Source organism: Ensifer sp. ENS08, assembly GCF_014852195.1.
Lineage (GTDB): Bacteria > Pseudomonadota > Alphaproteobacteria > Rhizobiales > Rhizobiaceae > Ensifer > Ensifer adhaerens.
In genome coordinates this window covers 104,772-131,718 of sequence record NZ_JACVBF010000012.1, presented here as the reverse complement: position 1 = coordinate 131,718, position 26,947 = coordinate 104,772, and the positions used below count along the sequence as shown (strand labels likewise).

General features: G+C 63.3%; 23 protein-coding genes. 7 read left to right on the top strand and 16 right to left on the bottom strand.

Annotated elements, in window-relative coordinates:
* Nucleotides 1-44 precede the first annotated feature (44 nt).
* From IB272_RS23160 to IB272_RS35405, 3 genes are all read left to right on the top strand, one after another.
* A complete protein-coding gene (locus tag IB272_RS23160) occupies nt 45-1,307 on the top strand; it encodes an efflux RND transporter periplasmic adaptor subunit (RefSeq protein WP_192445139.1) in 1,263 nt (420 codons plus the stop codon).
* Nucleotides 1,304-4,483, top strand: a complete 3,180-nt coding sequence (locus tag IB272_RS23155) for an efflux RND transporter permease subunit (protein ID WP_192445137.1) — start codon at nt 1,304-1,306, stop codon at nt 4,481-4,483. The genes IB272_RS23160 and IB272_RS23155 overlap by 4 nt, the downstream gene beginning before the upstream one ends.
* Before the next feature lie 406 nt (nt 4,484-4,889).
* Nucleotides 4,890-5,012: a hypothetical protein gene (locus tag IB272_RS35405; RefSeq protein WP_268087653.1), complete on the top strand. Its 123-nt coding sequence runs from the start codon at nt 4,890-4,892 to the stop codon at nt 5,010-5,012.
* A 53-nt stretch (nt 5,013-5,065) separates the two neighbouring features.
* On the opposite strand, the gene IB272_RS23150 is transcribed toward IB272_RS35405, so the two are convergent.
* A complete protein-coding gene (locus tag IB272_RS23150) occupies nt 5,066-5,332 on the bottom strand; it encodes a hypothetical protein (protein WP_090297322.1) in 267 nt (88 codons plus the stop codon).
* A gap of 328 nt (nt 5,333-5,660) precedes the next feature.
* Nucleotides 5,661-6,551: a LysR family transcriptional regulator gene (locus IB272_RS23145; RefSeq protein WP_192445135.1), complete on the bottom strand. Its 891-nt coding sequence runs from the start codon at nt 6,549-6,551 to the stop codon at nt 5,661-5,663.
* A 98-nt stretch (nt 6,552-6,649) separates the two neighbouring features.
* On the opposite strand from IB272_RS23145, the gene IB272_RS23140 reads away from it, so the two are divergent.
* Nucleotides 6,650-7,399, top strand: coding sequence for a sulfite exporter TauE/SafE family protein (locus IB272_RS23140; RefSeq protein ID WP_192445133.1), 750 nt, complete (start codon nt 6,650-6,652; stop codon nt 7,397-7,399).
* Nucleotides 7,400-7,563: 164 nt separating this feature from the next.
* Here IB272_RS23140 and IB272_RS23135 read toward each other — a convergent pair whose 3' ends face one another.
* Nucleotides 7,564-7,896 carry a multidrug efflux SMR transporter gene (locus IB272_RS23135; protein WP_159415987.1) on the bottom strand — a complete coding sequence of 111 codons (333 nt, stop codon included), beginning with the start codon at nt 7,894-7,896 and terminating at the stop codon, nt 7,564-7,566.
* Between the two features lie 42 nt (nt 7,897-7,938).
* Nucleotides 7,939-8,862, bottom strand: coding sequence for a DMT family transporter (locus tag IB272_RS23130; RefSeq protein WP_159415986.1), 924 nt, complete (start codon nt 8,860-8,862; stop codon nt 7,939-7,941).
* Nucleotides 8,863-9,254: 392 nt separating this feature from the next.
* Between IB272_RS23130 and IB272_RS23125 the strand changes: the two genes are divergently transcribed.
* Nucleotides 9,255-10,172 (top strand): LysR family transcriptional regulator, encoded by a 918-nt coding sequence (locus tag IB272_RS23125; RefSeq protein ID WP_060521144.1) that lies wholly within the window; start codon nt 9,255-9,257, stop codon nt 10,170-10,172.
* A gap of 421 nt (nt 10,173-10,593) precedes the next feature.
* On the opposite strand, the gene IB272_RS23120 is transcribed toward IB272_RS23125, so the two are convergent.
* From IB272_RS23120 to nirK, 7 genes are all read right to left on the bottom strand, one after another.
* A complete protein-coding gene (locus IB272_RS23120) occupies nt 10,594-12,186 on the bottom strand; it encodes a TolC family protein (RefSeq protein WP_192445131.1) in 1,593 nt (530 codons plus the stop codon).
* Nucleotides 12,183-14,243, bottom strand: coding sequence for an FUSC family protein (locus tag IB272_RS23115; RefSeq protein WP_192445129.1), 2,061 nt, complete (start codon nt 14,241-14,243; stop codon nt 12,183-12,185). Before IB272_RS23115 ends, IB272_RS23120 begins: the two co-directional genes overlap by 4 nt.
* Entirely contained in the window at nt 14,221-15,285 is a 1,065-nt protein-coding gene (mdtN, locus tag IB272_RS23110) for a multidrug transporter subunit MdtN (protein ID WP_051659199.1), read from the bottom strand. The genes IB272_RS23115 and mdtN overlap by 23 nt, the downstream gene beginning before the upstream one ends.
* Nucleotides 15,282-15,596 (bottom strand): YtcA family lipoprotein, encoded by a 315-nt coding sequence (locus IB272_RS23105; protein WP_348646804.1) that lies wholly within the window; start codon nt 15,594-15,596, stop codon nt 15,282-15,284. The genes mdtN and IB272_RS23105 overlap by 4 nt, the downstream gene beginning before the upstream one ends.
* Before the next feature lie 184 nt (nt 15,597-15,780).
* On the bottom strand, nt 15,781-16,479 hold the full coding sequence (locus IB272_RS23100; protein ID WP_034790556.1) for a Crp/Fnr family transcriptional regulator: 699 nt from the start codon (nt 16,477-16,479) through the stop codon (nt 15,781-15,783).
* A 124-nt stretch (nt 16,480-16,603) separates the two neighbouring features.
* Nucleotides 16,604-17,521, bottom strand: coding sequence for a formylglycine-generating enzyme family protein (locus IB272_RS23095; protein WP_192445127.1), 918 nt, complete (start codon nt 17,519-17,521; stop codon nt 16,604-16,606).
* A 102-nt stretch (nt 17,522-17,623) separates the two neighbouring features.
* Entirely contained in the window at nt 17,624-18,760 is a 1,137-nt protein-coding gene (gene nirK, locus IB272_RS23090; RefSeq protein WP_060583514.1) for a copper-containing nitrite reductase, read from the bottom strand.
* 338 nt (nt 18,761-19,098) lie between these two features.
* Here nirK and IB272_RS23085 point away from each other — a divergent pair, with 338 nt between their 5' ends.
* Nucleotides 19,099-20,322, top strand: coding sequence for an NnrS family protein (locus IB272_RS23085; protein ID WP_060583513.1), 1,224 nt, complete (start codon nt 19,099-19,101; stop codon nt 20,320-20,322).
* Between the two features lie 68 nt (nt 20,323-20,390).
* On the opposite strand, the gene IB272_RS23080 is transcribed toward IB272_RS23085, so the two are convergent.
* The 4 genes from IB272_RS23080 to IB272_RS23065 all read right to left on the bottom strand — a co-directional run bounded on the left by IB272_RS23080 (nt 20,391) and on the right by IB272_RS23065 (nt 23,008).
* Complete coding sequence (locus tag IB272_RS23080; RefSeq protein WP_034790566.1) at nt 20,391-20,717, bottom strand: metal-sulfur cluster assembly factor; 327 nt, start codon at nt 20,715-20,717, stop codon at nt 20,391-20,393.
* Nucleotides 20,704-21,234, bottom strand: coding sequence for a DUF2249 domain-containing protein (locus tag IB272_RS23075; RefSeq protein ID WP_110819132.1), 531 nt, complete (start codon nt 21,232-21,234; stop codon nt 20,704-20,706). The genes IB272_RS23080 and IB272_RS23075 overlap by 14 nt, the downstream gene beginning before the upstream one ends.
* Complete coding sequence (locus tag IB272_RS23070) at nt 21,215-22,594, bottom strand: hypothetical protein (RefSeq protein WP_060521138.1); 1,380 nt, start codon at nt 22,592-22,594, stop codon at nt 21,215-21,217. The genes IB272_RS23075 and IB272_RS23070 overlap by 20 nt, the downstream gene beginning before the upstream one ends.
* A 135-nt stretch (nt 22,595-22,729) precedes the next feature.
* Complete coding sequence (locus IB272_RS23065) at nt 22,730-23,008, bottom strand: DUF2249 domain-containing protein (RefSeq protein WP_034790571.1); 279 nt, start codon at nt 23,006-23,008, stop codon at nt 22,730-22,732.
* Between the two features lie 224 nt (nt 23,009-23,232).
* On the opposite strand from IB272_RS23065, the gene hemN reads away from it, so the two are divergent.
* On the top strand, nt 23,233-24,585 hold the full coding sequence (gene hemN, locus IB272_RS23060) for an oxygen-independent coproporphyrinogen III oxidase (protein WP_192445125.1): 1,353 nt from the start codon (nt 23,233-23,235) through the stop codon (nt 24,583-24,585).
* A gap of 455 nt (nt 24,586-25,040) precedes the next feature.
* Here the strand turns inward: hemN and IB272_RS23055 are convergent, their stop codons facing one another.
* Nucleotides 25,041-26,942 carry a nitric oxide reductase activation protein NorD gene (locus IB272_RS23055; protein ID WP_060583505.1) on the bottom strand — a complete coding sequence of 634 codons (1,902 nt, stop codon included), beginning with the start codon at nt 26,940-26,942 and terminating at the stop codon, nt 25,041-25,043.
* Nucleotides 26,943-26,947: the final 5 nt, after the last annotated feature.

The window sequence follows — 26,947 nt, the reverse complement described above, 5'->3', positions numbered from 1 at the left end:
GGCCGCTCCGGCCGCAAGCGTGAACAAAATGAAGGTGAACGAGAATGAGTAAAAAGGCCGCCGCCCTGTTCCTAGCCGGTATCGCAACCGTTGGAGGGCTTGCGCTTGCCGACGGCGATGGAATGGGAACCTTCGCCAGTCGGCTTCTTGGGCTTGCCTCCTCGACCAGTGCGTCGGAGGCAGTCGCGGCGACCGGAACCACGGGTGCGCCCATGCCCAAGGTTCCGGTCGCCGAGGTCATCACGCGAGAGGTCGCGCCAGCCGTAGAGTTCACCGGCCACTTCGAGGCGGCAAAATCCGTTGAACTGCGTCCGCGTGTCGGCGGCGCCATCGACAGGGTGAGTGTTCCCGAAGGCGCTCTCGTCAAACCGGAACAGGTCCTGTTCCAGATCGATCCGCGACCGTTCCAAGTCGCCCTGGACGCCGCCAAGGCGCGCTTGAAACAGGCGATCGTTCTTCTCGATCACGCCGACATCGCGTTCCGCCGCGCCAAATCCCTGGCTCCGAACGGGACCGTGTCGCGCAAGACCTATGACGATGCCGAGGCAGTGCGGCGCCAACGGCAGGCCGAGGTCGAAATCGCCAAGGCGGCAGTGGCTGCGGCAGAGCTTGATCTCTCCTTCACGCGCGTCGCAGCCCCGATTGGCGGGCGGGTCGATCGTGTCCGGGTGACCGAGGGCAACCTTGTTTCAGGCGGCAATGCGGGTGCCGCCACGCTCCTCACCACCATCGTCTCCACGGATCCGCTCTACGTCTACTTCGACATCGACGAAGCGACGTTTCTCGATTTTGGCGGGCGAGCGCGTCCTGACAAGGGAGAAGGCGGAACCGAGAAGCTGCCGGTCGGGATTGGCCTCATGACGGATGCCGGTTTCCCCCATGCCGGCGTGCTCGACTTCATCAGCAACCAGGTCGAACGCAGCACCGGCACGATCCGGGCCCGCGCGATCGTCCGGAATCCGGATGGACTGCTGGCCCCGGGTCTCTTTGCTCGGGTGAACCTTGTGACGGCCCAGCCAGCCCGCACCGTTCTGATCGACGATCAGGCGATCGGTACCGACCAGGGTCGCCGCTATGTGTTGACGCTGAGCTCGGGGAACAAGGCCGAGTACCGGCCGATCGAACTCGGTCCGATGATCGACGGCTTGCGTGTCGTCGCAAGCGGTCTCAGGTCGGGTGAGAAGATCATTCTCAAGGGCCTCGTGCGCCCTGGTATGGAGGTTGACCCGCAGATGGTTTCGATGGTGTCGGGCGAGGCGGCCGAAGGTGACTTAGCGGCCGCCGCTTCGCAGGAGGCGCGTCGATGAACATTCCACGCTTTTTTGTCGTCCGCCCCATCTTTGCGGTCGTTCTCTCCGTATTGATGCTGATCGGCGGTGGCCTGACCCTCCTAAAGCTGCCGCTCAGCGAATATCCCCAGGTGACGCCGCCGACCGTGCAGGTGACCGCAAGCTATCCGGGTGCCAGCCCCGAAGTGATCGCCGAAACGGTGGCGGCTCCGCTGGAGCAGGTGATCAACGGCGTCGAGAACATGCTCTACATGAGCTCGCAGGCCGCAACCGACGGGCGCATGACGCTGACGGTGACCTTTCAGCAGGGCACCGATCCCGACATGGCGCAGATCCAGGTTCAGAACCGGGTTTCGCGCGCGCTTCCGCGTCTGCCGCAGGAAGTTCAGCGCATCGGTGTCGTGACGCAGAAGACCTCGCCCGACATCCTGATGGTCGTGCATCTGGTTTCGCCCGATGACCGCTACGATCCTCTCTACCTATCGAACTTCGCGACGCTGCAGGTCCGCGACCAGCTCGCGCGCCTGTCGGGTGTGGGTGACGTGCTCGTCTGGGGAGCCGGCGAATACTCCATGCGGGTCTGGCTCGATCCGGCCAAGGTCGCGGCGCGCGGATTGACCGCTTCCGACGTGGTTGCTGCAATCCAGGAGCAGAACGCTCAGGTGGCCGCCGGCTCCGTCGGCCAGCAACCGGATGCCTCGGCAGCGCTGCAGGTCACGGTCAACACGCTCGGCAGGCTATCCAACGAAGAGCAGTTCGGCGCCATCGTCGTCAAGACCGGCGCCGATGGCCAGGTCACCCGGCTGCGCGACATTGCCCGCATCGAGTTGGGCGCCGACTCCTATGCGCTGCGCAGTCTTCTTGACGGCAAGCCGGCGCTGGCGCTGCAGATCATCCAAAGCCCCGGCGCCAACGCGCTCGACGTGGCGAGCTCCATTCGCGCCACGATGGAAGACCTGCAGAAAGGCTTTCCTGAGGGCATAGAGTATCGCATCGCCTACGATCCCACCGTCTTCGTGAAGGCCTCGCTGGAGGCCGTGGTGATGACGCTACTTGAAGCGATCGTGCTGGTCGTCATCGTGGTCGTGCTTTTTCTTCAGACCTGGCGCGCGTCGATCATCCCGCTGGTTGCCGTGCCGATCTCCTTGGTCGGCACATTCGCGCTGATGTACATGTTCGGCTTTTCGCTCAACACGCTGTCGCTGTTCGGCCTGGTGCTCTCGATCGGGATCGTGGTCGACGACGCGATCGTCGTCGTAGAAAACGTCGAGCGTCACATCGCGCTTGGCGAAACGCCGAAGGAAGCGGCGCGCAAGGCCATGGACGAAGTGACCGGGCCGATCATAGCGATCACGTCCGTGCTCTCGGCCGTGTTCATTCCGTCAGCGTTCCTATCCGGCCTGCAAGGCGAGTTCTATCGTCAGTTCGCCTTGACGATCGCAATCTCGACGATCCTGTCCGCGGTCAACTCCCTCACCCTTTCCCCGGCACTTGCAGGCGTGCTTCTGAAGCCGCACCACGGCGAAGTGAAGCGCGATCTCCTGACGCGCGTGATGGACGGCCTGTTCGGCTGGTTCTTCCGGCTCTTCAACCGGTTCTTCGAGCGCGCTTCGAACGCCTATGTCTGGTCCGTGCGCCGCGCCGTCAGGTTCAGCGCACTCGTCCTTCTCGTTTACGCCGGCCTGGTCGCCACGACATGGCTGGGCTTCCAGACCGTGCCGAACGGCTTTGTCCCGGCGCAGGACAAATACTACCTGGTCGGCATCGCCCAATTGCCGACGGGAGCCTCGCTTGACCGGACCGAGGCGGTCGTCAAGAAGATGTCGGAGATAGCCCTCGCGGAACCGGGCGTCGAAAGCGTCGTCGCTTTTCCGGGGCTTTCGGTCAACGGCATGGTCAATATTCCCAATGCCGCTGTCATCTTCACGATGTTGAAGCCCTTCGACGAACGGAAGGATCCCTCCTTGTCCGCATTCGCGATCGCAGGTCGCCTGATGGGTAAGTTCAGCCAGATACCCGACGGTTTTGCCGGCATCTTCCCGCCGCCGCCCGTCCCGGGTCTCGGTACGACCGGCGGTTTCAAGTTCCAGGTCGAGGACAGGGCCGGTCTCGGCTTTGCGGCGCTCGCCGAAGCGCAAGGCGCGATCATGGGCAAGGCGATGCAGACGCCGGAGCTTGCCGGAATGCTTGCAAGCTTTCAGGTGAATGCGCCGCAGGTGCAGGTGGACATCGACCGGGTGAAAGCCAAGTCTCAAGGGGTGCCGCTCAACACCATCTTCGAAACGCTGCAGGTCAACCTCGGTTCTCTCTACGCCAACGATTTCAACCGCTTCGGCCGGACCTATCGCGTGGTGGTCCAGGCAGACGCGCCATTCCGCATGCAGCCGGAAGACATTGGCCGGCTGAAGGCGCGCAACGCGGCGGGCGCGATGATACCTTTGTCGGCGCTGTTGACGGTCAAGCACAGTTCGGGACCGGATCGCGTCATGCATTACAACAGCTTCCCGTCGGCCGATATCAGCGGCGGTCCGGCGCCCGGCTATTCGTTCGGCCAAGCAACCGCGGCCATAGAACGGATCGCGGCAGAGACGCTGCCACCCGGCATGACCTTCGAATGGACGGAGCTCGCCTATCAGGAAAAGCAGGCCGGAAACACGGCGATGTACATTTTCCCTCTGTCTGTCCTGCTGGCGTTTCTCATTCTCGCCGCCCAGTACAACAGCTGGTCTTTGCCGTTCGCCGTGTTGCTGATCGCACCGATGGCGCTGCTTTCCGCAATCGCAGGCGTCTGGTTTACGGGCGGCGACAACAACATCTTCACGCAGATCGGCTTTGTCGTTCTCGTGGGGCTCGCGGCCAAGAACGCGATCCTGATCGTCGAGTTCGCGCGAGCGAAAGAGGATGAAGGTGCCGATCCTCTGTCCGCCGTGCTCGAGGCGGCCCGCCTTCGGCTCAGACCGATCCTGATGACGTCGCTTGCCTTTATCGCAGGCGTCGTTCCGCTGGTAATTGCTAAAGGCGCTGGCGCAGAGATGCGCCACGTCATGGGCATCGCCGTCTTTGCCGGCATGCTCGGCGTTACCTTGTTCGGCCTCGTATTGACACCGGTGTTCTATGTCCTGGTGCGGAAGTTGGCGATCCGGCGGGAAAAAGGCCGAATCCCTGAAGGGGCGTCGCTGGCACAGCGAGCCTAAACCAACCATAACCATCGCACGCGGTCATGTCGGGAAGCCAGATGGCCACGTGCGATGCCTCCCGTCCGAAGGCAAATCCGATCGGCCTGGCAAACTGAGCGCAAGTGCAAATAATCGTCAGGTTTGCCGGCTAGGGCGCACCTGGTTGCCAGACGCAAACCGCAGGGCTCACGCAAACGTGCAAGGACGTGACCGGCAAAGGATTGCATCGGGTCGAAACCCTGGTAACACCCGGCTCCTCAAGCACCGCGTTGGAAGATCAGCAAGCGGTCGACGTCGGAATTTCGAGTGGGGCGCTGCTTTGCCTGGCGCTCTTCGTTGATCCCGACCGAGCTGTCTCCCATATGCGACGAGCCCGGCCTCTCCTCCCGGCGGGCTCGACAACAACGACCCAGGAAGAATAAAAATGAACTATAATGGACGCCTATCGGGCAACTCCTTCGCTGCGCATAACCTCCGCGATCGCCTGGCGGCCGACGGTCTCGCCTATCTGGTCGCGCTGATGCCCGTATTCCTGTTGCTCTGCTAAGCTCGACTGCCGCGTTTCAGGACGCCTGTCGTGGACGCGCTCTGTTCGCGGCCTCAAAGCCACCTTCGGCGCAAGAAAGATCCCCATTCGGCTTCAATTCTCAGCTTTCGGAGGCGATCGCCGCTTGTGACGTGCGCGGCGTAGGAATTGGTAAAGGTGACGAGCAGGATGCGCGCCATCTTCGGATCTCCTTCGGTTCGCTCAAGTTCGTCGGCGATCTCTCGGTAGAGAGCTTCGCTCGACGTGGGCTCGGCGATACGCCGTTCCGCCATCTCTAGCATCCGTTCGACAAAGGCGAGATCGATCACATAGGCCGGCATCGATTTTCCGATCCTGATGATGCCCCGCTGCCTGCAGAAGAGGTCCGGCATGGTGTCTCGTGCGTGGGAACGCACGGGCGGTCCGTCTGAGAGAAGGTGGGAGTCCGGGGCGTGTCCTGTCCTGTTCGGAAAAGTATCATGCTCCATCTCCTTCTCACGCTATAGGCCCGGAAAGGATCGGGCCGAACGATATCCCTATGGGAGCCCAACCGCCAAAGGCGCGAAGAGTTCCAAGGGAAAATCAATTTTTGCGATCAAAGGCCGCCTTCGCGCGACGACGCCAAACGCATGGAAGGGAGCGCGTGAGACTACCGGCGCGTTTCTAAGGTCAATGCGAACCGCTCGAGCCCAGATGCTCGAACAGGTCTCGCGCCGGCGGGGACAGTTCCTCTTCCGCGCGCACGCAGACGGACAGCCGCCGCGTCGCCCAGTCATCGGCAAGGCGCACGAACGCGGTCTTGGCAGATCTGCCGCCGCGCCGTGCCGCCGTCTCCGGCATGATGGCAAGGCCGACACCCGCCGAAACCATGTGACACATGCCTTCGAAGCTACGCATGCGCGAGCGCATCTTCAGCGTCAGCCCCAATCTCCGAGCTTGTGCATCGATATGGCTCTGCAATGCGCCATCGGACAGGCCGACGAAAGGCTGGTCCGCAATGTCGGCGAAGAGTGCTCGCCTGCGTGCCGCGAATACGTGATCGCGTGGGATGACGACGACGAGCCGGTCGACGGCAAAGGGACGCAGTTGCAGGCCGCCAGTATCGACCGCGTCCGAAAGAATGCCGATCTCCACGAGGTCGGCGGCGACGGCTCTCGCAATCTCGATGCTTTGCCGTTCCTTCAGATCGACGTCGATCCGCGGATGCGCCGTCATCCAGACGCCGAGCCGCTGTGGCAGAAACTCTGTGAGTGCGGCCGTGTTCACCGCAAGCCGGATTGTTGCTCGAAGGCCATCGGCGTGTTCACCAAGCTCGCCGCGCATCCGCGCCATCTGGCGCAGGATCAGCCGGGCGTGATGCGCGAGCGCTTCTCCGGCCGGTGTCGGCCGCACCCCGCGGCGACCACGTTCGAGCAGCTTGACTTTGCCGATCATCTCCATGTCGCGCAGACGTTCACTTGCCGCGGGCAACGAAAGCCCGGCATCCGCAGCACCATGGGTCATGCTGCCGGCATCCACCACGGCAAGAAACAGACGAAGGTCGATAAGATCGAAACGCATGCAAAGGAGGTTAACGGAAAAACAGCCTTCGGACCAGCCGAAGTCTGACTGCGGATGATCCGCATTGTGCCCATGCGGGTATACGCTATGCCGATGGCATGCTCGATCTTGCTCCGTCCCTCGTCGTTGCGATTGCCGCAACTTTCTTCGCCGCCGGCATCCTCAAGGGCGTCACCGCCATGGGGTTGCCGACCCTGGCGATGGGCGTGCTCGGTACGCTCATCTCTCCACTTGCGGCCGCCAGCCTGTTGATTGCCCCGTCCTTCGTGACAAATGTCTGGCAGCTTCTCGCGGGCCCGAGCTTCGGCGCGCTTGCGCTCCGGCTTTGGCCGATGATGCTGGCGGTCGTTCTTGGCACGCTCAGCGGTTCTTCGGTGCTTGCCGGTGGCAGCACCGCGCTCACGACGGGCGCACTTGGTGCGGCCCTCCTTCTCTACGCCGCCTTCACGCTCTTTGCGCGCCAGCTTCGCGTTCCGGCGAAGTGGGAGCCGTGGCTGTCTCCCGTGGTCGGCGCGGCAACCGGGATCGTCACGGGCGCAACCGGCGTCTTCGTCATCCCGGCCGTGCCCTATCTGCAGGCGCTAGGTCTTGAACGGGACGAACTGGTGCAGGCGCTCGGCCTCTCCTTCACCGTCTCCACAGTCGCCCTCACCGCCGGGCTCGTCTGGCGGGGCGCTTTCGAGGCCGACAATCTGCTCTTCTCCGGCCTCGCGATTGCGCCGTCGCTCGCTGGCATGTGGGCGGGGCAAGTCGTTCGCAACCGTGTCGACCCGCCCGTATTCCGGCGCTGGTTCCTCATCAGTCTGCTCGTCCTCGGCGCCGAAATGCTTGCGCGGCCGCTTCTGTAAAGGCGATTGCCTATCTAGTGGGGCGGCGAACTGTCGTGACGAGATGCTGGCGCCGTACCATACACGATGCCGGTCGGCCGGCTGACGTTCTCAAGAACTTTGTTAAGGAACATCGATCAATATATTGAAGAAACTATGTTTTAATGCCGACACCGGCCCGGAATTCAGGCCGGCACGACCTTCAGCGCGATGACGCCGCCGGCGATCACCAGCATTGCGATTGCCCGCGAGACTGTGATGGTTTCTCCGAAGAGCAGCACACCGCAGAGCACGGAACCGACGGCGCCGATGCCGGTCCAGACCGCGTAGGCTGTTCCGAGCGGCAAGGTCTTGAGCGCCTGAGTGAGCAGGGACAGAAAGATCACCAAGGCAACGATCGAGACCAGCGTCCAGGACAGGCGGCTGTAACCGTTCGAGAACTTGGTGCTGACGGCCCAGGCGACGTCTGCAACGCCGGATAGAACGAGGTAGATCCAGGCAAGCGATGTGGATGACATGGCAATTCTCCGGCGTTCGGCAGATCGCGATCGGTTGCGGCTTCAGACGAGTTTAATAACGGCGACACCGGCCAACAGCAGCACCACGCCGCCCAGGCGTAGCCCCGACACGGACCTCTGCGGCAGACGGAACCAGCCATAGCGATCGACGAAGACGCTTGCGACCTGCTGGCCGGCCACGGTGAGACCAACCGCCGCGGCCGCACCAATCGCTGGGATTGCGGTAAAGACCGTGGTGACATAGGTCGCTCCGGCGAAACCACCGAGCCAACCCCACCAGGGCATCGTCTGCACGCCGGTGATGTTGGGACGGGATGTCTTTTGCCCGGCGAGCACCAGAAGCATCACCGCGGCCATGGCGAGCGTGGCGACGAGAAACGAGATCGCACCCACCGCGAACGGCGCACCCCCGAGATCATGGCGCAGGAGCGCATTGACGGCGCCCTGGACCGGGAGCACGGCCCCTGCCATCAGCGCAAGGGCAATCCAGCCAAGCCGGTCGGCTTTAACATTGTCTTTTCCGCCTTGCCCGAACACCACCATGGCAACCCCGAGGAGCACGACGAGCGTGCCAACGACGGCCCCGACCCGCAGTCCCGTCGGCGGAACGCCCAGCAAGCCGAAACTATCGAGCGTCAGGGAGGCGAGCATCTGTCCGGCGATGAACAATCCGACGGAAACGACGGCGCCAAGGCGGGGGAAGAGAACGATGGTCGAGACGACATAGACGGCTGAGGCGGTGCCTCCGACGAGATGCCACCACTTGACCGCGGGAATTGCACCAAGCGCGGCGATTGTTCCCGTCAGGAGGGTGACGAGAAGCAGCAGACCGGTACCAATCGCGAGCTGAAGTGTGGTCGCCGCAAAAGGCGATCCGACAGCTTTGGAAAGTTGTGCGTTGGCACCCGCCTGGACAGCGAGCAGACCACCCGCAAACAAGGCCAATGGGACGAACAGGGTCTCCATGACGGGACCTCCTTGATGAGAATGAGTTGAAAATGGAGGAAGGGTTGGTCAGGTGGACGCGCTCTGGTGCGCCCGGACCTGAGGAAGGTGCGGGACGGTCGAGTGATCACTCGTCTCAGGCACCAGATCTCTGAAGAATGGGATCATCTTGCGTCGCTCCACCGATCGGCCCATCCGATCGTGACACCATCTTTAGATGGTGCTCGGTTGCAGAACGATCTGTCGTTTCGCCTACTGCGTCTGCATATTTGCACAGCCGCTTCAATGACGGTTCCACAGCGAATAAGGCGTTTGACGGTGGCGCTCGATTGCGCAAAGCGATTGACAATACGCGGTGATAGCGGTGCAAATTCGCTCATCCGATGAACAACCTGACTTAGGTTTGCCCAATCATGCACAGCCATCACCGTATCGACTGGGAAGACCTCCGCTTCGTTCTGGCAGTCGCAGAGGCGAACTCCCTTGCTGCTGCTGCCCGGGCGCTTGGCGTCAATCACACAACAGTGTTAAGGCGTGTCGGGTCGTTCGAACAGAAGCTCGGGGTCCGGCTGTTTGACCGCCTCCCGTCTGGCTACATGCTCACCGCCGGCGGCGAGGAGCTGCTGGCCGTGGCCCGGCAGATGGCTGAAACGGTCACGGAGCTCGAGCGCCGCTTGACGGGTCAGGATCTGCGGCTCGAGGGTAGCCTGCGGATTACCACCACGGATACGCTGATGGCGTCCATCCTGCCGTCGATCCTGGCGGATTTCCGTCAACGCCATCCCGGCGTCCTGCTCGAGGTCAGCACCTCGAATGCGCTCGCAAACCTCTCGCATCGCGACGCGGACGTTGCCATCCGCCCCGCGGTCGATTCACCGGATGCATTGGTCGGTCGCCGGATCGCGAAGGTCGCTTTCGCCGTCTATGCGGCGCCGTCCTATCTCGATGTGCGGGAGCTGACAGCCGACACGCTGAATATTGCACGGGAGCACTGGATCGGGCTTGGTGACGCGCTTGCGTCCACGAGCGTGGCACGATGGATGCGCGCGACGCTCGTGGCACCCGCGGTCTTGCGTTGCGATTCGCTGGTTACGGCCCGCGAGGCGGCAAAGGCCGGCATCGGTCTTGCGGCCCTGCCCTGTTATCTCGGAGACACGACGCCCGGTCTCATCCGTATCGGCGCACCGGTCGCCGATATGACGAGAGAGCTTTGGCTTCTCACACACGAGGATCTGCGGCGCACGGCCCGCGTCAGCGCCTTCACCGAATTTGTTGGCCAGGCGCTCGCGAAACATCGGCCGCTCCTCGAAGGCAACAAGCCCTCAACTTAGGAGTTCCCCCGGGAACGGCCAATGCGGACGGAGCGCTTAAGATCGCTTTAAATCCAGTTGATCAGGGACACGTCAGATGCCAAGCTCAGTTTGCGAAACCTATCCCGGAATATGCGAAAAAAACCGCCTGAAGTATCCGCGGCCACCCCGCCTCCTGCGTGCTGCCAACCAGAACCTCCGAGGTGCGCCACGGCCGATATCGTTCGCGCCGGTAGCCATTTCACTGACCGTTGAAAGCGAAAGCGCTTCGGCAATCCGGATCGGATCGGCTATCTCGATGCTGGGATTGCTCGTTCTTGCCGCGTACGCCGGGACGACGGCCGTTGCAGGGATTCTTGCCGGCGGATTCGATGGACTGTTGATCGAGGCGTCGTCGAACCTCTGGTGAGTTCGGCACTGGGCGACCCGTCGCCTCAGGCCGTCAGAAGCGATTGACCGCATTGCGGTTCGTCAACGTTCCCGTTGCAAAAGCAAGGCTTGCCGCGGCGACAAGCGTGTCGCTGTAGGCGGTCGCCTTTGCGACTTTCGCCTGGAGCAACGCCGTCTGCGCGATGCTGACATCGGTGATCGTGCCCAGGCCCTGCTTGTAGTAGTCGACCGCAGCATCGTAGGTCGTCTGAGCGGCCGTCGTCAGCTCGCTTGCGGCCGCATAGCCGGCCAGGCTGGTGCGCAGCAGATCATAGGCGACGACGACTTCCCGCGCCGCAGTGTTTTGCAACTGCGCCATCTCCTGCTCGGCAGCGCCGACCTGCGCCATCGCCGACTGCAACCGCGCGTCGCGCAGTCCGCCATCGTAAATCGGGAAGCTCAGGCCGATCATCAGGTTGGCGTTCGGCTGGTTGACGCGGATCGTCGAGCGCTGGTCGAAACGGGTGTCTTCGACGCTGAGCGAGCCGATATTGCGGTTCACGTTGCCCACCAGCGCGACCTTCGGCATGAACTCCGCGCGGGCGGCCGCAATACCGTTCTTGTCGGCCTGCAGGCGGGCAAAAGCCGCCTGCACATCCGGGCGACGCTGGAGCGATGTCGCAATCAGCCGGTTGAGGTCCTCGGGCACAGCCTTCGGCAGAGCACGATTGCTGCCGTCGGCGATGCGGATCTCGAGCGTTGGCGAGACCCCGACCGCTTCGAGAAGCGTCATATAGGCATTGCGCTCGTGCCCTTGCGATTGGGTCAGGTTGAAGCGCGCCTGCGCCACTTGCTGGTTTGCCTGCGCGACTTCGATCGATGTGGCGATGCCGCGACCCATGCGCGCCTTGGCGGCTGCCTGGACAAGCTCGGCATTCTGCACCGTCTGGCGGGCGATCTTCAGCTGAACACGCGCCGCCGTCAGGACGAAATAGGCGTTGGAAACATCGAAGATCAGCTTCTGGTGCGTACCGTTGAAGGTCACGTTTGCGGCAAACGCCAATTGCGTTGCCGCCTCTCTCCCCGCATCCCGCCCGCCGAAATCGAGAAGCAGCCACTTGACCGTAAGGGATGGAATGAACTGCGCGCCAGTTGTCGTCAGCGTGCCGGGGGCGATCGGTATGGGACCGCCGATGCCGGGCGCAGTCGTCGACGTCTGCTCCAGACCGGCGAGTACATCGGCCGTCAGGAGAGGCAGGTACACCGCTTCGGTGATGCCGACGGCAATCGCCGCCTGCCGGGCGCGCTGCCAGGCGGCACGGGTGATCGGATTGGTTCGCTGGGCGATATCGACCAGTTCCGGCAAGCTGTAATCGTGTTTCGGATCGATCGACGGCGTCGCGATCGTAATCGGGATCTCAGGGTTCGGCGCGAGAGAGAAATCCGGCGCGCCGGCACTCACCTTCGAGGCGTCCTTGGTGCCCGTTCCCGAAACGGCCGGCCGGTCGGCGCTCGGTGGCGCCAGATCATCGAGTGCAGCGGACGTGCAGGCTGCCGGGATCGACAATGCGCCAAGGAGAAGAGAGCCTCGGGCAGCACGGCACATGCTTCGGCAAAGGGCGATCACCCCTACCGAAACCCACCTCGCCCCCGCAGAAACCATCATTCCAAGGCATCCCCCGCTGCCAGCCGCCGAACCACAGTCTCGATCTTCTCGTAGAGTGCAAGCCTCCAGGCGAGCTCGTCGCGAATTCGCCGGGGAAAACCTCCGGCATGTATGCTTGCCTTCCGGGCGCGGGCGAGACGCGCTTTCAGCCGCCGAAGCGCCAGGGCCAGATCCGCACTGGGCTTCGGCCGGTGCCATGCCTCTAATCCCTCGGCCTGATCGTTCAGCCATTGCGCCACCGCGTGTTCATAGCCGAGAACCGCGCGCTTCAGCGGCGTCGGCGCGCCCCGCAACGGACCGAAGGCCCGGTCGTGTTCGCGCAATTCGACGATCGGGGCGGCCAGTTCCTGCAGGCTGAGGGCAATGCGCTCCGTCGTCCGGGCATCGATGTCTCCCCGCCGCACGTTTGCAGGCTCGAAACGCAGCAGTTCACTCTGGCGCAATGCGCCAGCGACACCGCTGATCAGGTCGGCATAGTCGCCGGTGGGGCCGCCGCGGCGCGCTAACAGATTGGCAAGCGTGGCACCGCTCGTAGCAAGGCTCTTGCGTATTCCCTGCCCGATGCTGACCGGCCAGATCGTCGAGAAAACGACCGAAACGACGATGTTGCCGAAGACGATGCCGATGATGCGATCCCGCGCCTCGTTGAGATCCAGACTCGGGCCGAAGCCGTGCAGCACGACGAGAAAAAAGCAGAGCGCCATCTGCCAGCCGATATAGGAAATGCGCTCCGAGCCGACGGAGATCCATGCCGCAATGAGGCTGACCGCACCGACAAGAAAGGCGAGCTGGCCGATATCCGTCATGTGCGGCACGAGCCAGATCGTCGAGCCAATTGCCACGGCGCCGCCAAGGAGGCAGCCCGTCAGCCGCAGTGCCAGCTTGTGCATGGTCTCGCCCGTCGTTCCAAGCGCTACCATGAAACAGGTGATCAGGGCGGTGTGGATCGCAAACCAATCGAGGGCCGTGTAGGTGATGTAGGTGATCATCACCGCAAGCAGAGCCTTCAGCGCGAACTGCGTGTAGAGCGGATTGCTGAAAGCATCCGGCAGGAAGAACCCTCCCTTATGCGCATCTGACACCGGCCCGGGCGGGTCTGCTTCCGATAGGATATCGACGATCCTTTCGACCTGATGCGCCGGGAGCGCATCACCGGCTTCAAAGGCGCGAAAATCGGGTGAGCTTAGCAGCGTCTGTTCCGGCGGCTTCCGCCTGCGGATCGCTTCGGCAATGCGGCGAAGAACCTCCGGCGCCGCAGCGTTTTCCCGCGGCCTTCGTTCATCAAGCGATAGGGCGAGTGCCAGCGTCAGCAAATCATAGGACGCGTCCGTCGCCGCCTGCATGCGCGGCACGTCGTGCTTGTCCATCAACGCCAGAAGCTTTGAGAACCCGGCATATTTCTTGAGCTCGCCATTGCCTTCGGCCAGCAACGTCGCAGCCACGCGTTTCGCCGCGTGGTCTCCACTGGACAGGAGCGCGCCCGCCACTTCCAACCGCTCGGCGATCGCCGAGCGTAGCCGTCGCGCCGGGCTGTGGCCGGTGATGAGATGGATCGCGATCAGGTAGACCACCGGGAAGAACACGACCACCCACATCCAAGCGAGCCCTCGGATCAGCAGTTCCGGGATCGGCACGATATCGTAGAGCGTCATGACGAAGGCAAAGACCATGGCGACCGTACCGATCGGCGGCCCGGCACGGCTTGCCTGCGTCAGGTACATGCCGCCGAAGGTAAAAAAGGCGACAAGTGCCAGGCGCAGTGCCGGTTCGTCCGCCACCACCATCAGGCAGACGATGGCCAGCAGAATTCCGATCGTCGCCCCGACAAGCAAGCCGATGGCGATCAGGATGCCGGAGCCGGCATCAGCTCTGAACGCGAAGAAGACGAGATAACAGGAGATCGCCGCTTCGGGGACCCGCAGCGCCATCGCCGTTACAGCAACCAGCGTGGTGACCAGCGCCATGCGCAGGGAAAGGTCCAGCCGGCCCGGATAGGGTTGCAATTCGTCCCAGAGGATCGACGTGTAGCGGACGCTACTTCGCGGCTGGAACAGCATCGGCGTCGTTATGCGCGGGCCCGATGACGACGACGGCGGAGGCGCCGACGCGCATCAGGTCCTCCGGCGGATTTTCAAGCCGCACATGCACGGGAAAGCGCTTGGCGACCCTCACCCAATTCAGCGAGTTGGAAACGATCGGTATGCCGAGGATCGTGGCGGAATCTTCCGAACGCACGCCCCAGCCGACGCCCTCGACCGTGCCGGAAATACGGCGCTCCGGATCCGCCATCACGAAGACATCGGCGCGGCTGCCGATGGCGATCGCCTTGAGTTCTGTTTCGCGGAAGAAAGCGACGGTTTCCCATTCGGCGGTATCGATCAGAGTGAACAGCGTTTCGGCGGGAACCACGACCTTGCCGACCGTCGTGCGCAAGCCGACGATCTTGCCGTCGAAGGGCGCCCGCACGATGGTGTTCTCCAGGTCCCGCTCGGCAAGTGCTACCGTCGCGCGTGCGACATCCGCCTGGGCTTTCCGAGTGTCGAGGGTACCGATCACCCGGTTGGCTCCGTGGGCCGACTGCAACGCCTGAGCAAGGCTGACTTCGGCGTCTTTGACGGCGGTTCGCGCCTCGTCAACTTGCTGCGCCGTCACGAAGCGCCTCGGCAAGAGCGGCTCCAGCCGTTCCTGTGTCTGGCGCGCAAGCAAGACATTGTTCTGAGCACGGGCGATCTGCCGGTCCGCAACGTCGGCATTGGCGCGCTCGAGATCGAGATTGCGCTCTCCCTGCGCCACTTCCGACTGCGTCGCCTTCAGTTCGGCCTGCGCCTGTTCGAGACGCAGGCGATAGGGTTCCGGATCGAGGCGGAAGAGCACGTCGCCCTTCTTCACGCTCGCATTGTTACGCACCTCGACGGCGATTATCCGGCCCGGCACGCTCGCGGCGATCGCAACCGTCGGCGCATCGATTTCAGCGACGTCCGTGCGCGGGCTGCGGTCGACCTGCCAGAAGGTGAAATAGACCGCGACGGCCGCACTGGCGATGATGAGCGGGCCGAGAGTGCGTGCAACTGCACGCCGGAAGACGTCATCGGCACTCAATTCGGCGCTCCGCCAAAGGCCGGAAACCAGTAGACGATGCTGGTGGTGAGCGCGAGCGAGAGGTAGACGAGAAGCGGCGCGGGCAGGTGTTCGTCGATACCGGCGTGGACGAGGATCAGCCTTGCGACAACCGTGGTGACGATACCAAGCCCGGCACAAAGCAGCCAGGCTGGAAAGTAGGACCCGAACACCACGATCGACGGGGCAAGCGGATCCCGGGCACACCCCGCGGCCGTCAGCATCCCCACCGATAAAAGTGCGCGCCCGATCGTCCACCGCCGGCGGCCGGCACGCATGCTAAGTCGAACCACACCATCCCCCGTGTCATGGCCATTGTCATGCAATTGCCGATACTGGTGAATTACGCGAGCCAATTCAACCATTCATGGACCTGCATCACCAGGGTTCGAGAAACGACCGGTCGTTGAGGGGCTGGTGATCTGTCGTTCTTGGGACGGACGGCCTCGCCCCATGTAGAGGCGATCAAGGGTCGGGCTAGTTGTCGGCGCGCTCCGCCAGGCGCCGCAGCCCGGGAATGTCCTTCAGCGTCAGCTTCTGCCGTCCGCCGACGACCAGACCCTGCCCCTCCCAGGCGCTGAGGATGCGCGAAACCGTGTGCAGCGTTGTCCCGGTCATCTCGGCGATATCCTGGCGTGAGATCGGAAAGTCGATGCGGATGCCGCCGCTTTCGGGTTTGCCAGCCTGTTCGGCGAGCCGGAGCACCGTGTGCGCGACGCGGCGCTCGACCTCTTCGGTCGACATCTCGCGGATACGGGTATGCGCCTCGTCGAGCCGCTGGCCGATGGTGTGGAGGGCATTGACAGCAAGGTGAGGATTTTTCTCGACGAAGATGTTCCAGAGCTCCGTCGGCCAGGCGAGAACCAGGCTTTCGGTCGCCGCCGTTGCGGTGCCCGGATAGTCGCTGCGCTGGAGCGCTCGGGCAAAACCGAAGAGATCGCCGGGATTGACGACCCGCACGATGATCTGCTGCCCGTCCTTGGTGACCTGGGTCACCTTCAGCCGGCCATTCAGCAGCAGGAAGAAGAAATCGGCCGTCGCCCCCTGTTCGAACACGGCTTCATTCTGCGGCACGCGCCGCACCGTGGCGCGCGTCAGCAGCGTGTCCAGTTCCGGGTCGCTCATCTTCTGAAACAGGGGGAGCGATTTGACGAGTGTGCGATCGAGTGCAGCCACGTTGGCCCTATATCCTGCCGATTTGAAATTGCCTTTGCTCTAGCATAGTGCCGGGTCCTGCAAAAGGACCCGGCATTTATGCCCGAGCGACGGTTTTCCCAGCAATTTCATCGGCCGTCTCATCTCAGCCCGCACTGTGGAGCCGCCGTTCAAAGGCATAGAGGTAGCCCGAATACCAGCGGCCGTCGCGCACGAGCCGGAAACCGAGATTGTCGGGCGGCACGCCGACGGCGCAGCCGCCGCTTTTCGGATCCCGGATGAAGAAGCTCATCGACGCCCGGTGCTTGCCGTTGACGACGAAGATGCCGCAAGCGGGAGCCTCCTTCAGCACCTCGCCGTCGTCGCCGATCGTGACGCGGCGGTGGCAGGTCTCGGTCCATTCCCAGACATTGCCGTCGAGATCGGCAACCCCATACTCGTTCTCACCGAAGGCGCCCGTGGGCAGCGGCATCGGGTTCTTCGCCCTCTGCCGGCTGGATTCGCGCTCGTAGTCCGCAAGCCAGCGCAGCGCCGGATTGTCCTTGGTGCCGTCGATCCCCAGCGCATCGTCGGGGAATTTGGACCCGGCGGCAAACGCCCATTGCTGGTCGGTCGGAAGGCGCCAGACCTCGCCGGTCTTCTTGGTCAGCCATGCCGCATAGTCGGTCGCGTCCGTGTAATTGACCCCGGTCATCGGCACACCCGACAGGCCGGCGCCATGGCCGCCCTCCGGCTGCTGGCAGCCGCCATCGGCGACGCAGCGCTCGTAGTCGTCGCGCGTCACCTGATACTTCATGATCTCGAGCGGCTGCTTGATGGCTACCACCACGATCGGCGCGTCGACGGCAAAACCGTTCTTCAGGAAGTGTCCCTCCGCCCGATAGCTCATCTGTCGCGGCGCGATCGTCACGGTCACCGGCGGCCTGATCGACGGATCGATGCCGTCCTTGAGATCGTCGAACAGCCCCACCTTCGCCGAAAGCACGCCGCCGATTGCCGCCAAAAGGACGACCGGTGCTGCTAGCGAGAGGAGCGAAACCGCAGTTTTCTTGGTGGTGGGCATGGAAGGTCTCCGGGGGAAGTGGCACGCGCCGGCAAGCGCGTGCCTTTGTTCGCGCGTGGGGTCGCTGTGAGCGCGGCCCCACGATCATCCGCTGTCACCCGGCTACATCGACGCCGGCTTGACGACCGATGTCATCAGATCGTCGTTCCATTCGCCGGTCACCTTGAAGTGGCCGGCGGCACCCAGCTCGAACGCCTCGATCAGGTTGTGGTTGACGTAGGCGTACACACCCGGCTGGCGGAAGGTGTAGAAGGCAGCGCCCGCGGTTCCGCCCGGAATGAGCCAGGTTTCCTGGTCGAGATCCGGCGGGTTGCGGAACTTGCCGGTCGCCCAGACATAGTCACCATGCCCGCCGATCAGGTGCGGCCGCGTATCGCGGTTGGCCTGCGAATGGACGACGAGCACACGCTCGCCCACGGCCGCAGTCAAAGCATGGTCGCCGGTCAGCGCGCCGACCGCACCGTTGAAGACGATGTGGGTCGGGGTCAGCGTGCGCATCGCCTTGACAGCATCTTCATAGGCTTCGCCGGGGGTTTCGTACTTCTTGTAGTTCCCGGCCTCGTCCTTCGGCACGTAGAAGTCCTGCTCGCCGACATAGTAGATCTTGTCGTACGTCAGCGGCTGGCCCTTCTCGTCCTTCAGTCCGTCGCGCGGCAGCACCATGATGGCGCCGTTCATGCCCGAGGTGACGTGCCAGGGCACCATGCCCTCCGGCGCGCAATGGTAGACGAAGACGCCGGGCTTGGTCGCCTTGAAACGGAGCGTGGTTTCCTCGCCCGGGTTCACCTGGGTCAGCGCCCCGCCGCCGAGCGCACCGGTTGCGGCGTGGAAGTCGATGTTGTGCAGCAACGTGTTGGTGTCAGGGTTGATCAGCCGCAGTTCGACATAGTCGTTCTCATGCACCACCATCAGCGGACCAGGCACCGAACCGTTGAAGGTCATCGCGTGGATCTCGGTGCCCTCGCGGTCGATCACCAGCTTCTTTTCCTCGATCGTCATGGTGAACTCGACGACGCGCGGTCCGGTCTTGGCGACCTGGTCATGGGCGTGCACGAAAGGCGGCTTGACGAGGTCGACCTTCACGCGAGGCAGGGTCGAGATATCGACGGGGGCAGCACCGGCTGCCGCGGCAGCGCCAGCGGCATGCGCCTGAGCGGTGTGGAGAAGCGGCGCAACCGCGCCCGCCAGGGCAGCGCCGGCAAGCATCGTCCGGCGGGTCATCTGAAGTTTTTCAGTCATCTTGCTCTCCTTCGGCGCGTTCCAGCGGCCGGGATTGGCCTTCTGCGAAACGCGCCTGTATTCAACGAGTTAGGGTGGGCGGCGCCGACTCGGGCGGCCTCACCTCCGGTCTCGACCACCGGTCCCCCAGCAGTCACTAGAGAAGTAGAACCACAGACGAATCTCGTCTTTGTCTTGGAACAAATCGTTGCGAGGAGATCGCTTTTCTTTACGCCTTGCGACGTCGGCGGTCCGACCGGGCAGCGATACTTGCGTTTTCGCAAAGAGGGCCTTCGAACCCATTGATAGATCAAGCCTCATCCGCAAGTCCGCAAGGACGCACGACGAGGAACACGACCATGTTGGACAGATTGATAAGACCGAAACCGAGCGGCGGCATTCCGCGCGGACTCTCGACCACCGGCCCGGTGCTCTTCTCCTATGGCTTTCGGCCGTTCTTCCTCGCAGCCGCCCTCTGGGCGATCGGCGCCATGGCGCTGTGGATCGCCGCACTGATTCTCGGACTAGACCTAGCCGGCGACTACGGTGCCGCCCATTGGCACGCGCATGAGATGCTGTTTGGCTTTTCCTCCGCCGTTCTCGGCGGCTTTCTGTTGACGGCGATCCCGAACTGGACGGGAAGGCTGCCGGTTTCCGGCCGACCGCTCGCTGCCCTCTTCGGACTCTGGGTCATTGGTCGGGTTGCTCTCCTGTCGAGCGGCATCATCGGTCTACCCGTCGCAGCCGCTGTCGAGGCGCTGTTTCTGCCGGTGCTGTTGCTGATCTGCGCGCGCGAGGTGATCGTCGGTCGCAAGTGGAAGGACCTCAAGGTGATCGGCGGGCTCATAATTTTGTCGGCCGCCAATATCTGGTTCCACCTCTCGGTCCTCGGCAATCTCGATGTCGACGCCGCAGCGCGGCTGGCGATCGGGGCCTACACCATGCTGATCATGATCGTCGGCGGACGCATCGTGCCGAGCTTCACTCGCAACTGGCTGAACAAAGTTGGCCGCACCGATTTCCCCGTGCCCTACAACAGGTTCGACACCGCGGCGATCCTGATCGGCGTTGCAGCGCTCGGTGCCTGGACCTTCGCGCCCGTTCACATCGTCACCGCAGCGATTGCGGTGATCGCGTGCGCCTTTCATACGGTACGGTTGCTGCGCTGGCACGGATCACCGACCTGGCCGGAGAAGCTGCTCTTCGTTCTGCACGCGGCTTACGCCTTCGTGCCGCTCGGCTTCCTGGCCATATCGGCCGGCGCGATCGAGCTCCTCAGCGACTACCCGGTCATGCATGTGCTGACCGTCGGCGTGATCGCCTTCATGATGCTCGCCGTGATGACGCGCGCCACTCGCGGCCATACCGGGCGGCCGCTGGTGGGATCGACACTCACCAGCGCCTCCTATGTCGCGATCGCGGGCGCCGCGCTAATCCGGCCGCTGGCCGAGGTGCTGCCGGAGCATTATCATCACCTGATCGCTCTCTCGGGTGCATTGTGGATCGCGGCCTTTGTGCTGTTCACGCTCGAATACGGACCGATGCTGGTGCGCGAGCGCCGCGCGCCGCGCGCCTCACCCTGACCGGACGTCGATACCCAACGCAAAAGGCGCCGCAGATGCGGCGCCTTTTCTTTTCTAAAAGGCTGGTCCTAGAAGATGCTGCCGTGGCCAAGTTCCAACGCGCCGTCGGCGATCATGTCAGGCGTCCACGGCGGCTCGTACGTCAGCCGGACCTCGGCATATTCGACACCCGGCACATACCAGACGCAGTTCTGCACCGCTTCCTTGAGGAAGGCAGTCGCCGGGCAGCCCTTGATCGTCGTCGTCATGGTGACACGGGCAATGCCGCCCTCCTGAACGTCGATGTCATAGATCAGGCCGAGATCGACGACGTTCTTGCCCATTTCGGGGTCGATGATGATGCGCAAGGCATCGCGGATCCTCGCCTCGAGGTCCAGGGTTTCAGGCGCCGACATGGGAACGCCTCCCACCGATGCGGATGAGGATCCGGTAGGTCTCGCCGGTCGCATCGAAATTGCCGGCCCATTTGTGGCCGCGCTTGGCGAGCTCCGGATAAAGGAACAACGGTTCGCGCGCGAGCAAGGCGAACAGAACCTCGCCTTCGGCCATCTTCTCGGCCGTTGCCAGAATGCGCACCATAGGCTCCGGCGGATCGAGCTCCGTCAGGTCGAGCTGGCGGCTCGGGTCGGGCCAGGCGTCGAGATCCGTTTCGCTGACCGAAAGCCTGATCCCCTCGACCTCGCCTTCGGGCGTAAACAGAACCTCCCAGTCGCCATTGTCGAGCGGGCGGTCCTGATGGGTGAAGCCGCGACCCGCCATGACGCTGAAGAGCGGAACGGGCCGGAAGGTCGCGATCAGCTTCAGCGCCTGGCCCGGCGCCAGGCTGTCGACTGCATTCATGATGGCCTGGAACGGGTCGCTGCCGCCGCGCAAGTGCGGTCGGACGTCGAGTTCATAAGGATCTTGGCTCATGGGAACCTCCGTGAGGAAAAGATGGCAGAAACAGGCCTGGTCGAACAAGTCCATCAGGCAATCGAAGTTCGGCCGGAACGTTGATCAGTCGCCGTGTTCGCACGAACTCCAGGATGAGCGCATTGACGGCAATCAACTGGCCGAGGCTTGCAAAACGAAAAATAGGCGCGCTGCCGATCAGGAGGGCGAGCGAGCCAACCGCGACCGTCAGATAAAAGAGCCGGAACCAGCGAAGGGCGGACGTTTCGCTGACGAGGTCCTGGACCCTCGGGGTCGGCATGCGCCCAAGCGCCGGCCCGTAACATTCGAGCCAGGTCATGAACGGCACGATCTTGTAGAGCTGGGCGAGCCCCATGCCCGTCAGCCATCCAAAGGTGGCGAGATAAATAACGGCGCCGATAGCCTCATCAAGGCGGCCGGCCGAGAGCAGCGCGACGAAGAGCATAGCCGCGGCGACCAGTGACACGAAGGCGCCGATGCTGGCGCGGCTGTTGAGTTCGATCGCCTTGCGCCGGCGCTCCCGATAGATACGCAGGATATCGCCGACATAGATCGCGACCACGGCCGCGCCGGAACCGACGGCAAGGAGGAAAAGCGGCGAGCGACCAACGGTGCCCACGAGAATGACGGGCACTGCGGCCGCCAGAACGCCGAGGCAAAAGGCACCAAGCATGAAGACAACACGGCTGCTTGTCCGCTCTTTGTCTGGCGACAGCATGAACATGGTCAAAAGTCGATAGCTGACGCCCATGGTGGTGAAGCTCAACCAGCCGCAGAGGCCGAGGGAGGCATGAAGCGAGAGACCATCGACGGTGAGGTCGATCGCGCCCGCCGCGTCGATCAGGCCCGAGAGCACGCCAGCATAGACGCCGCCGAGCAGCATCGTGCCGAAGAGAGCGGCAAGGCCGACCGCGACGAAGCGGGCCGGTAGTGGTAGGGGGCGTGCATGCCAAAGCGTGACTGCGAAGGAAAAGCCCAGCACCGAAAAGCCAACGATCGAGAAAGCGGCTCCAAGAGGAAGCAGCGTCACGGGAACATCGATCGCACCGGAAAGACCGACGAAGCCGAGGGTCAGGGTGGCGATGCCGACGATAAGAAAGAGGAGCGCCGGCAGGGCGACGGTCGGCAAGGACAGCGGCTGGCCGACGAGAACAGGTACGAATTGCAGCAATGCGCCGGTCATCAGCAGGCTTAGCCAACCGAGAGCGACAATATGGACGAGCGCCAGCGTTTCAGGCGCCTCAAGGGCTAAGACCGGATAACCAAAGCCGAGAACCATCATGGTCTCGCCAAGGACGAGGAAAATCAGCGCGGCCGCGAAATAGGACATGGTCCAGCGGGATAGCGTGGCTGCGAACATGGTGGTTCAACCCTTGGATCACGATGGCTCTGGTCGAGCCGAACAAGCGTGATCGATTCTGCTAAGTGGGAGCGGGATGAGAGCGGAAAATGACGCACGCTTTTTCTCACCCCGCTCTTGAAGGACACCAGGGGCTCAGTGCCCGCCGCAGCAGCAGTCACAGCCGGAGGACTGTTGCCGACCGATCTCAACTCGCCAGACCTCCGGCCCCTGCTCGAGGTATTCCCAGGTGAATTCGCCCGGATAGCGGGTTTCCAGCTGGTAGTGCAGTGGACGCGGATCGTGGTCGTTAACGATGATGAAGGCGCCACCCTCGGCAAGTGCGTTCAACATGCCGAAGATTTTCGGATGGCGTTCTACCGGCGGGATCGTCCGCACATCGATAAAGGGCTTGTCGGTCTCTGCAATGGTCATGGTTGTCCGCTTCTGAGCGCCGTGGTTTGATGATGATCCGGGAAGCGCCGGCGCACACGCCCCGGATTTCCGCAACCTAGCGACAGCGCCGCCGCGACATTTTGTCGAAGCGCAAACAAATCTCGCTTTGGCCTCGACCAACCCCGTCCTTGACTTTTCGCAAAGAGGTGCCTGCCGGCGCGGCCTACAAAAGCTGTATCCATCGCCACCCAGATGAGGACGAAATGTTAGCTTCCGCGCTCCTGAAATACGGTGAAATGCGCCTGCCGCGCTACACGAGTTACCCGACCGCACCGCGCTTTGCCGCTGATGTCGACGATCACACCTACGGCGACTGGCTGAAGGCGATCCCCGAGGGGCAGAACGTGTCGCTCTACCTGCACATCCCCTTCTGTCGTTCCATGTGCTGGTACTGTGGCTGCCACACGACGATCACCAAGAAGGACGACCCGATCCTCGACTATCTCGATGTACTCCGAGACGAGATCCGCATGGTCGCCGATACCATTGGCCAGCCGCTTCCGGTCTCGGAGGTACATTTTGGCGGCGGCACGCCGACGATCATCGAGCCACGTGAATTCCTTGCGCTGATGACGTTGATGGGCGAGCGCTTCGCGCTGTCACCATCGGCCAATGTCGCCGTCGAGATCGATCCGCGCCGGCTGACGCTTGCCATGGCCGAGGCACTCGGCGAAGGCGGCGTTAGGCGTGCCAGCCTCGGCGTGCAGAGCTTCGATCCCGTCGTGCAGAAGGCGATCAACCGCATCCAGAGCGAGAAGCAGACGGCCGAAGCCGTCGACCATCTGCGCGGCGCGGGCATCGGTGGCATCAATTTCGACCTGATCTACGGCCTGCCGCATCAGACGGTGCGCTCCTGCGTCGAGACGGTCGAAGCGGCCGCGGCGATGCGACCGGAACGGTTCGCGGTTTTCGGTTACGCCCATGTGCCGAGCTTCAAGAAGCACCAGCGCATGATCGACGAGAACGCGCTGCCCGACAGTGCCGCCCGCGCCGAACAGGCGATGGCGATCAGCGAAGCGTTGGTCAAAGCCGGCTACCGCCAGATCGGCCTCGATCATTTTGCGCTTCCTGACGACGATCTCGTCACCGCCCAGGAGGCTGGGCAGCTCCGCCGCAACTTCCAGGGCTATACGACCGACACTTGCGAAACGCTGATAGGTTTCGGCGCTTCGGCAATCGGCCGCTCGCACGACGGTTATGTCCAGAACGAGGTCCCCCCCGGCGTCTATGCAAGCCGCATCGCATCGGGACGGCTCGCAACAACCAAGGGCTACCGACTGACCGACGAGGACCGTTTGCGCGCCGCGATCATCGAACGGCTGATGTGCGATTTCAGCGCGGATATGTCCGCAATCGCCGCAGCGCATGGCCGGGACTGGCAATCGTTCGTCGACGGCAATAGCAAACTGGCCGAACTGCGAAAGGATAGCGTGATCGATATCGCTGATGGCGTCATCACGGTGCGTCCCGAGCACCGCTTCGTCATCCGCGCGGTGGCGGCGGCCTTCGACGCCTATATCGACGAGTCCCAGAGGGTGCACAGCAAGGCGGCTTGAGGGCGCTGGTCGCCGGGAAGGTTTGGCTATTGCCAAGCATTCCCGGCGCAATCACGCCGGCAAAGCGCCGTCCGTCTCTTACGTCATGCTCGACCCGAGCACTTCGTTGTTTTGTGCCACGAAATACGTTCGGATGCGCCTTGGATCCTCGCCTCAAGGGCGACGATGACGAAGTTTGGGGCAACTGCGCTCCCTGAAAACGAGCCGTTTCCAAGCTTATCGCTGGCAGCTCAGCGATACACTTTGGCAAAACTGCCCATCCAACACGTCATGCCGGCTTTTCCCGAGCATCGAGACCCAGCCTCCTCCCCCCGAGAATAGCCGCGAGCGGATCGGCAAATCCGTCCCGAATGGCCGCGAAACGGCGCACGCGCGGCGGGCATACGGCTTCCGTTGAATCAAAGAGGCCCGGCGGTTGCAGGGCCTCTTGCTTCTCTCTCGACTTGGGGACCGCCCTACCCCACCAGATTGCGGTAGATCGCCGGCAGTGCCGCCGGCAGCCGCGAGATGTTGCCGACTACGGAATAGCCGTTCTGGCCGAACATGGCGGGCACGTAGGACTTCGCCTCCCGGTCGACCGTGACAGCGAAGGTGTTTATGCCGCTGCGCCGTGCCTCCGTGACCGCGCGACGGCTATCCTCGAGCGCAAAACGCCCCTCGTAGTGATCGATATCGTTGGGCTTGCCATCGGTCAGAACAAGCAAGAGCTTCTTGCGGTTCGGCTGCCGACGAAGCTCGGCCGAGGCATGCCGGATCGCAGCACCGATGCGGGTATAGTAGCCGGGTTTCAGTGCGGCAATGCGCGCTTCGACCAGCGGCCCCATAGCCTCGTTGAAGGCCTTCACGGTTTCCACCCGCACCCAGTCACGCCGCCTTGAGGTGAAGGTAAGGATCGAGTGGTTGTCGCCGCAGGCCGACAGCCCGTGCGCAAGGATGAGCAAAGCTTCTTTTTCCACGTCGAGCACCCGCCGGTTGTCTGACCAGGAATCGGTCGACAGCGACACGTCGACGAGGATCGTCACCGCCAGGTCATGCACCTGCGGCCGACTCATCAGATGGATGCGGTCGCTGCCCTGGCCGCCGGCGGCGAGATCGGTGCGGGCACGCACGACCGCGTCGAGATCGAGATCGGCGCCGTCAAGTTGTGCACGCAGCATCTCGTGCCGCGGGCGCAGCACTTCGAACTGGCGCCGCACCCGGCGGATCAAGCTCCGGCTTTCCTCGGTCAGTTCGCTCCGCTCTTCCTGGGCGGAAGCCGGCATTGCCAGCACGCGGCAATGGTCCTTGAGGTACTGCCCGGTCCGGTAGTTCCATTCGGGATAGGTCAGCTCGGCCGTCAGCGGCGTCGGATCGACGGCTTCCGGCGGCAGATCGAGATCGAAGCGGAATCGCGCCGAGGGCCGTCCCTTGCGCTCGCCGAGCGTCATGTCGTCCAGTTCCTCGGCAGCCTTGCTGTCGTGGTCGTCGCTGTCGTCGCCGGGACGGTCGACGTTGACCATCTCGGCCATGGCCAGGATCTTCTCGAAGCGATTGAGGATGAACGGGCTGCGTTCGCCCTTGCGGTTCTCCGGGTTTTCGCGCACCGCCACGTGGCGCTCAACCTCGACACCCTCACTCTGCGTGCCCGCTGTCGCGGCCACATCTTCGTCGCGCACGGTCGTGGTTTCGGCCCGCAACAGCGTGTCCGGCCATAGCGGCATCGGCAGCATCGGCAGGTAGCCGGGCGGCGCACGATGCGGGAAGATCACCGGCAGCGTCGTATCTGCCTCGCCTGTGGCCCTGCGCAACAGCCGCAGGACGCGGTTTTCAAGATGCTGCTCGATCGACGGCAGAGCGCCCCGCTTCCGCTCGGCAAGGGTAGCCTCGGCCAGACGCCGATAGCGCCGCCTAAGGCCTGGGAACCGCTGGAAGACGTCCTCGACCGTCTCCAGCGCGCGCGATATCAGCGCCAGGTCACGACGGAGCGGATCGGTCTCGCTGACGGGGTCGACCGGCATCGTCGCCATATAGGCGACGAGCCAGTGATAGAGATCCCGGTTCAGGTCTTTCGTCGGAAAAATGTCGATCTCGCCCGGCAGCATCAAGGACGCGTGGTCGCGCGCCGGCTGGACGAGTTTCTCTTCGCCAAGTCCCATGCGCTGCCGCCACCGCAAGCGATGGGTCGACGTGCGCCCGCGGGCGGGCACGATCTGCACCGCTGGCTCGCCGCCATGTCCGCGAAAGCAAACGCCGAGCACCGGCAGCATGTCGGCGAGCTTCACCGCCTCCTCCGGATAACGCCGCCAGGTTCTGGTGTTGCCGACGAAACGGTGCCAGGCTCGTCCGACGGTTTCTTCGAGCTCGAGGAAATCAAGCATGGCTC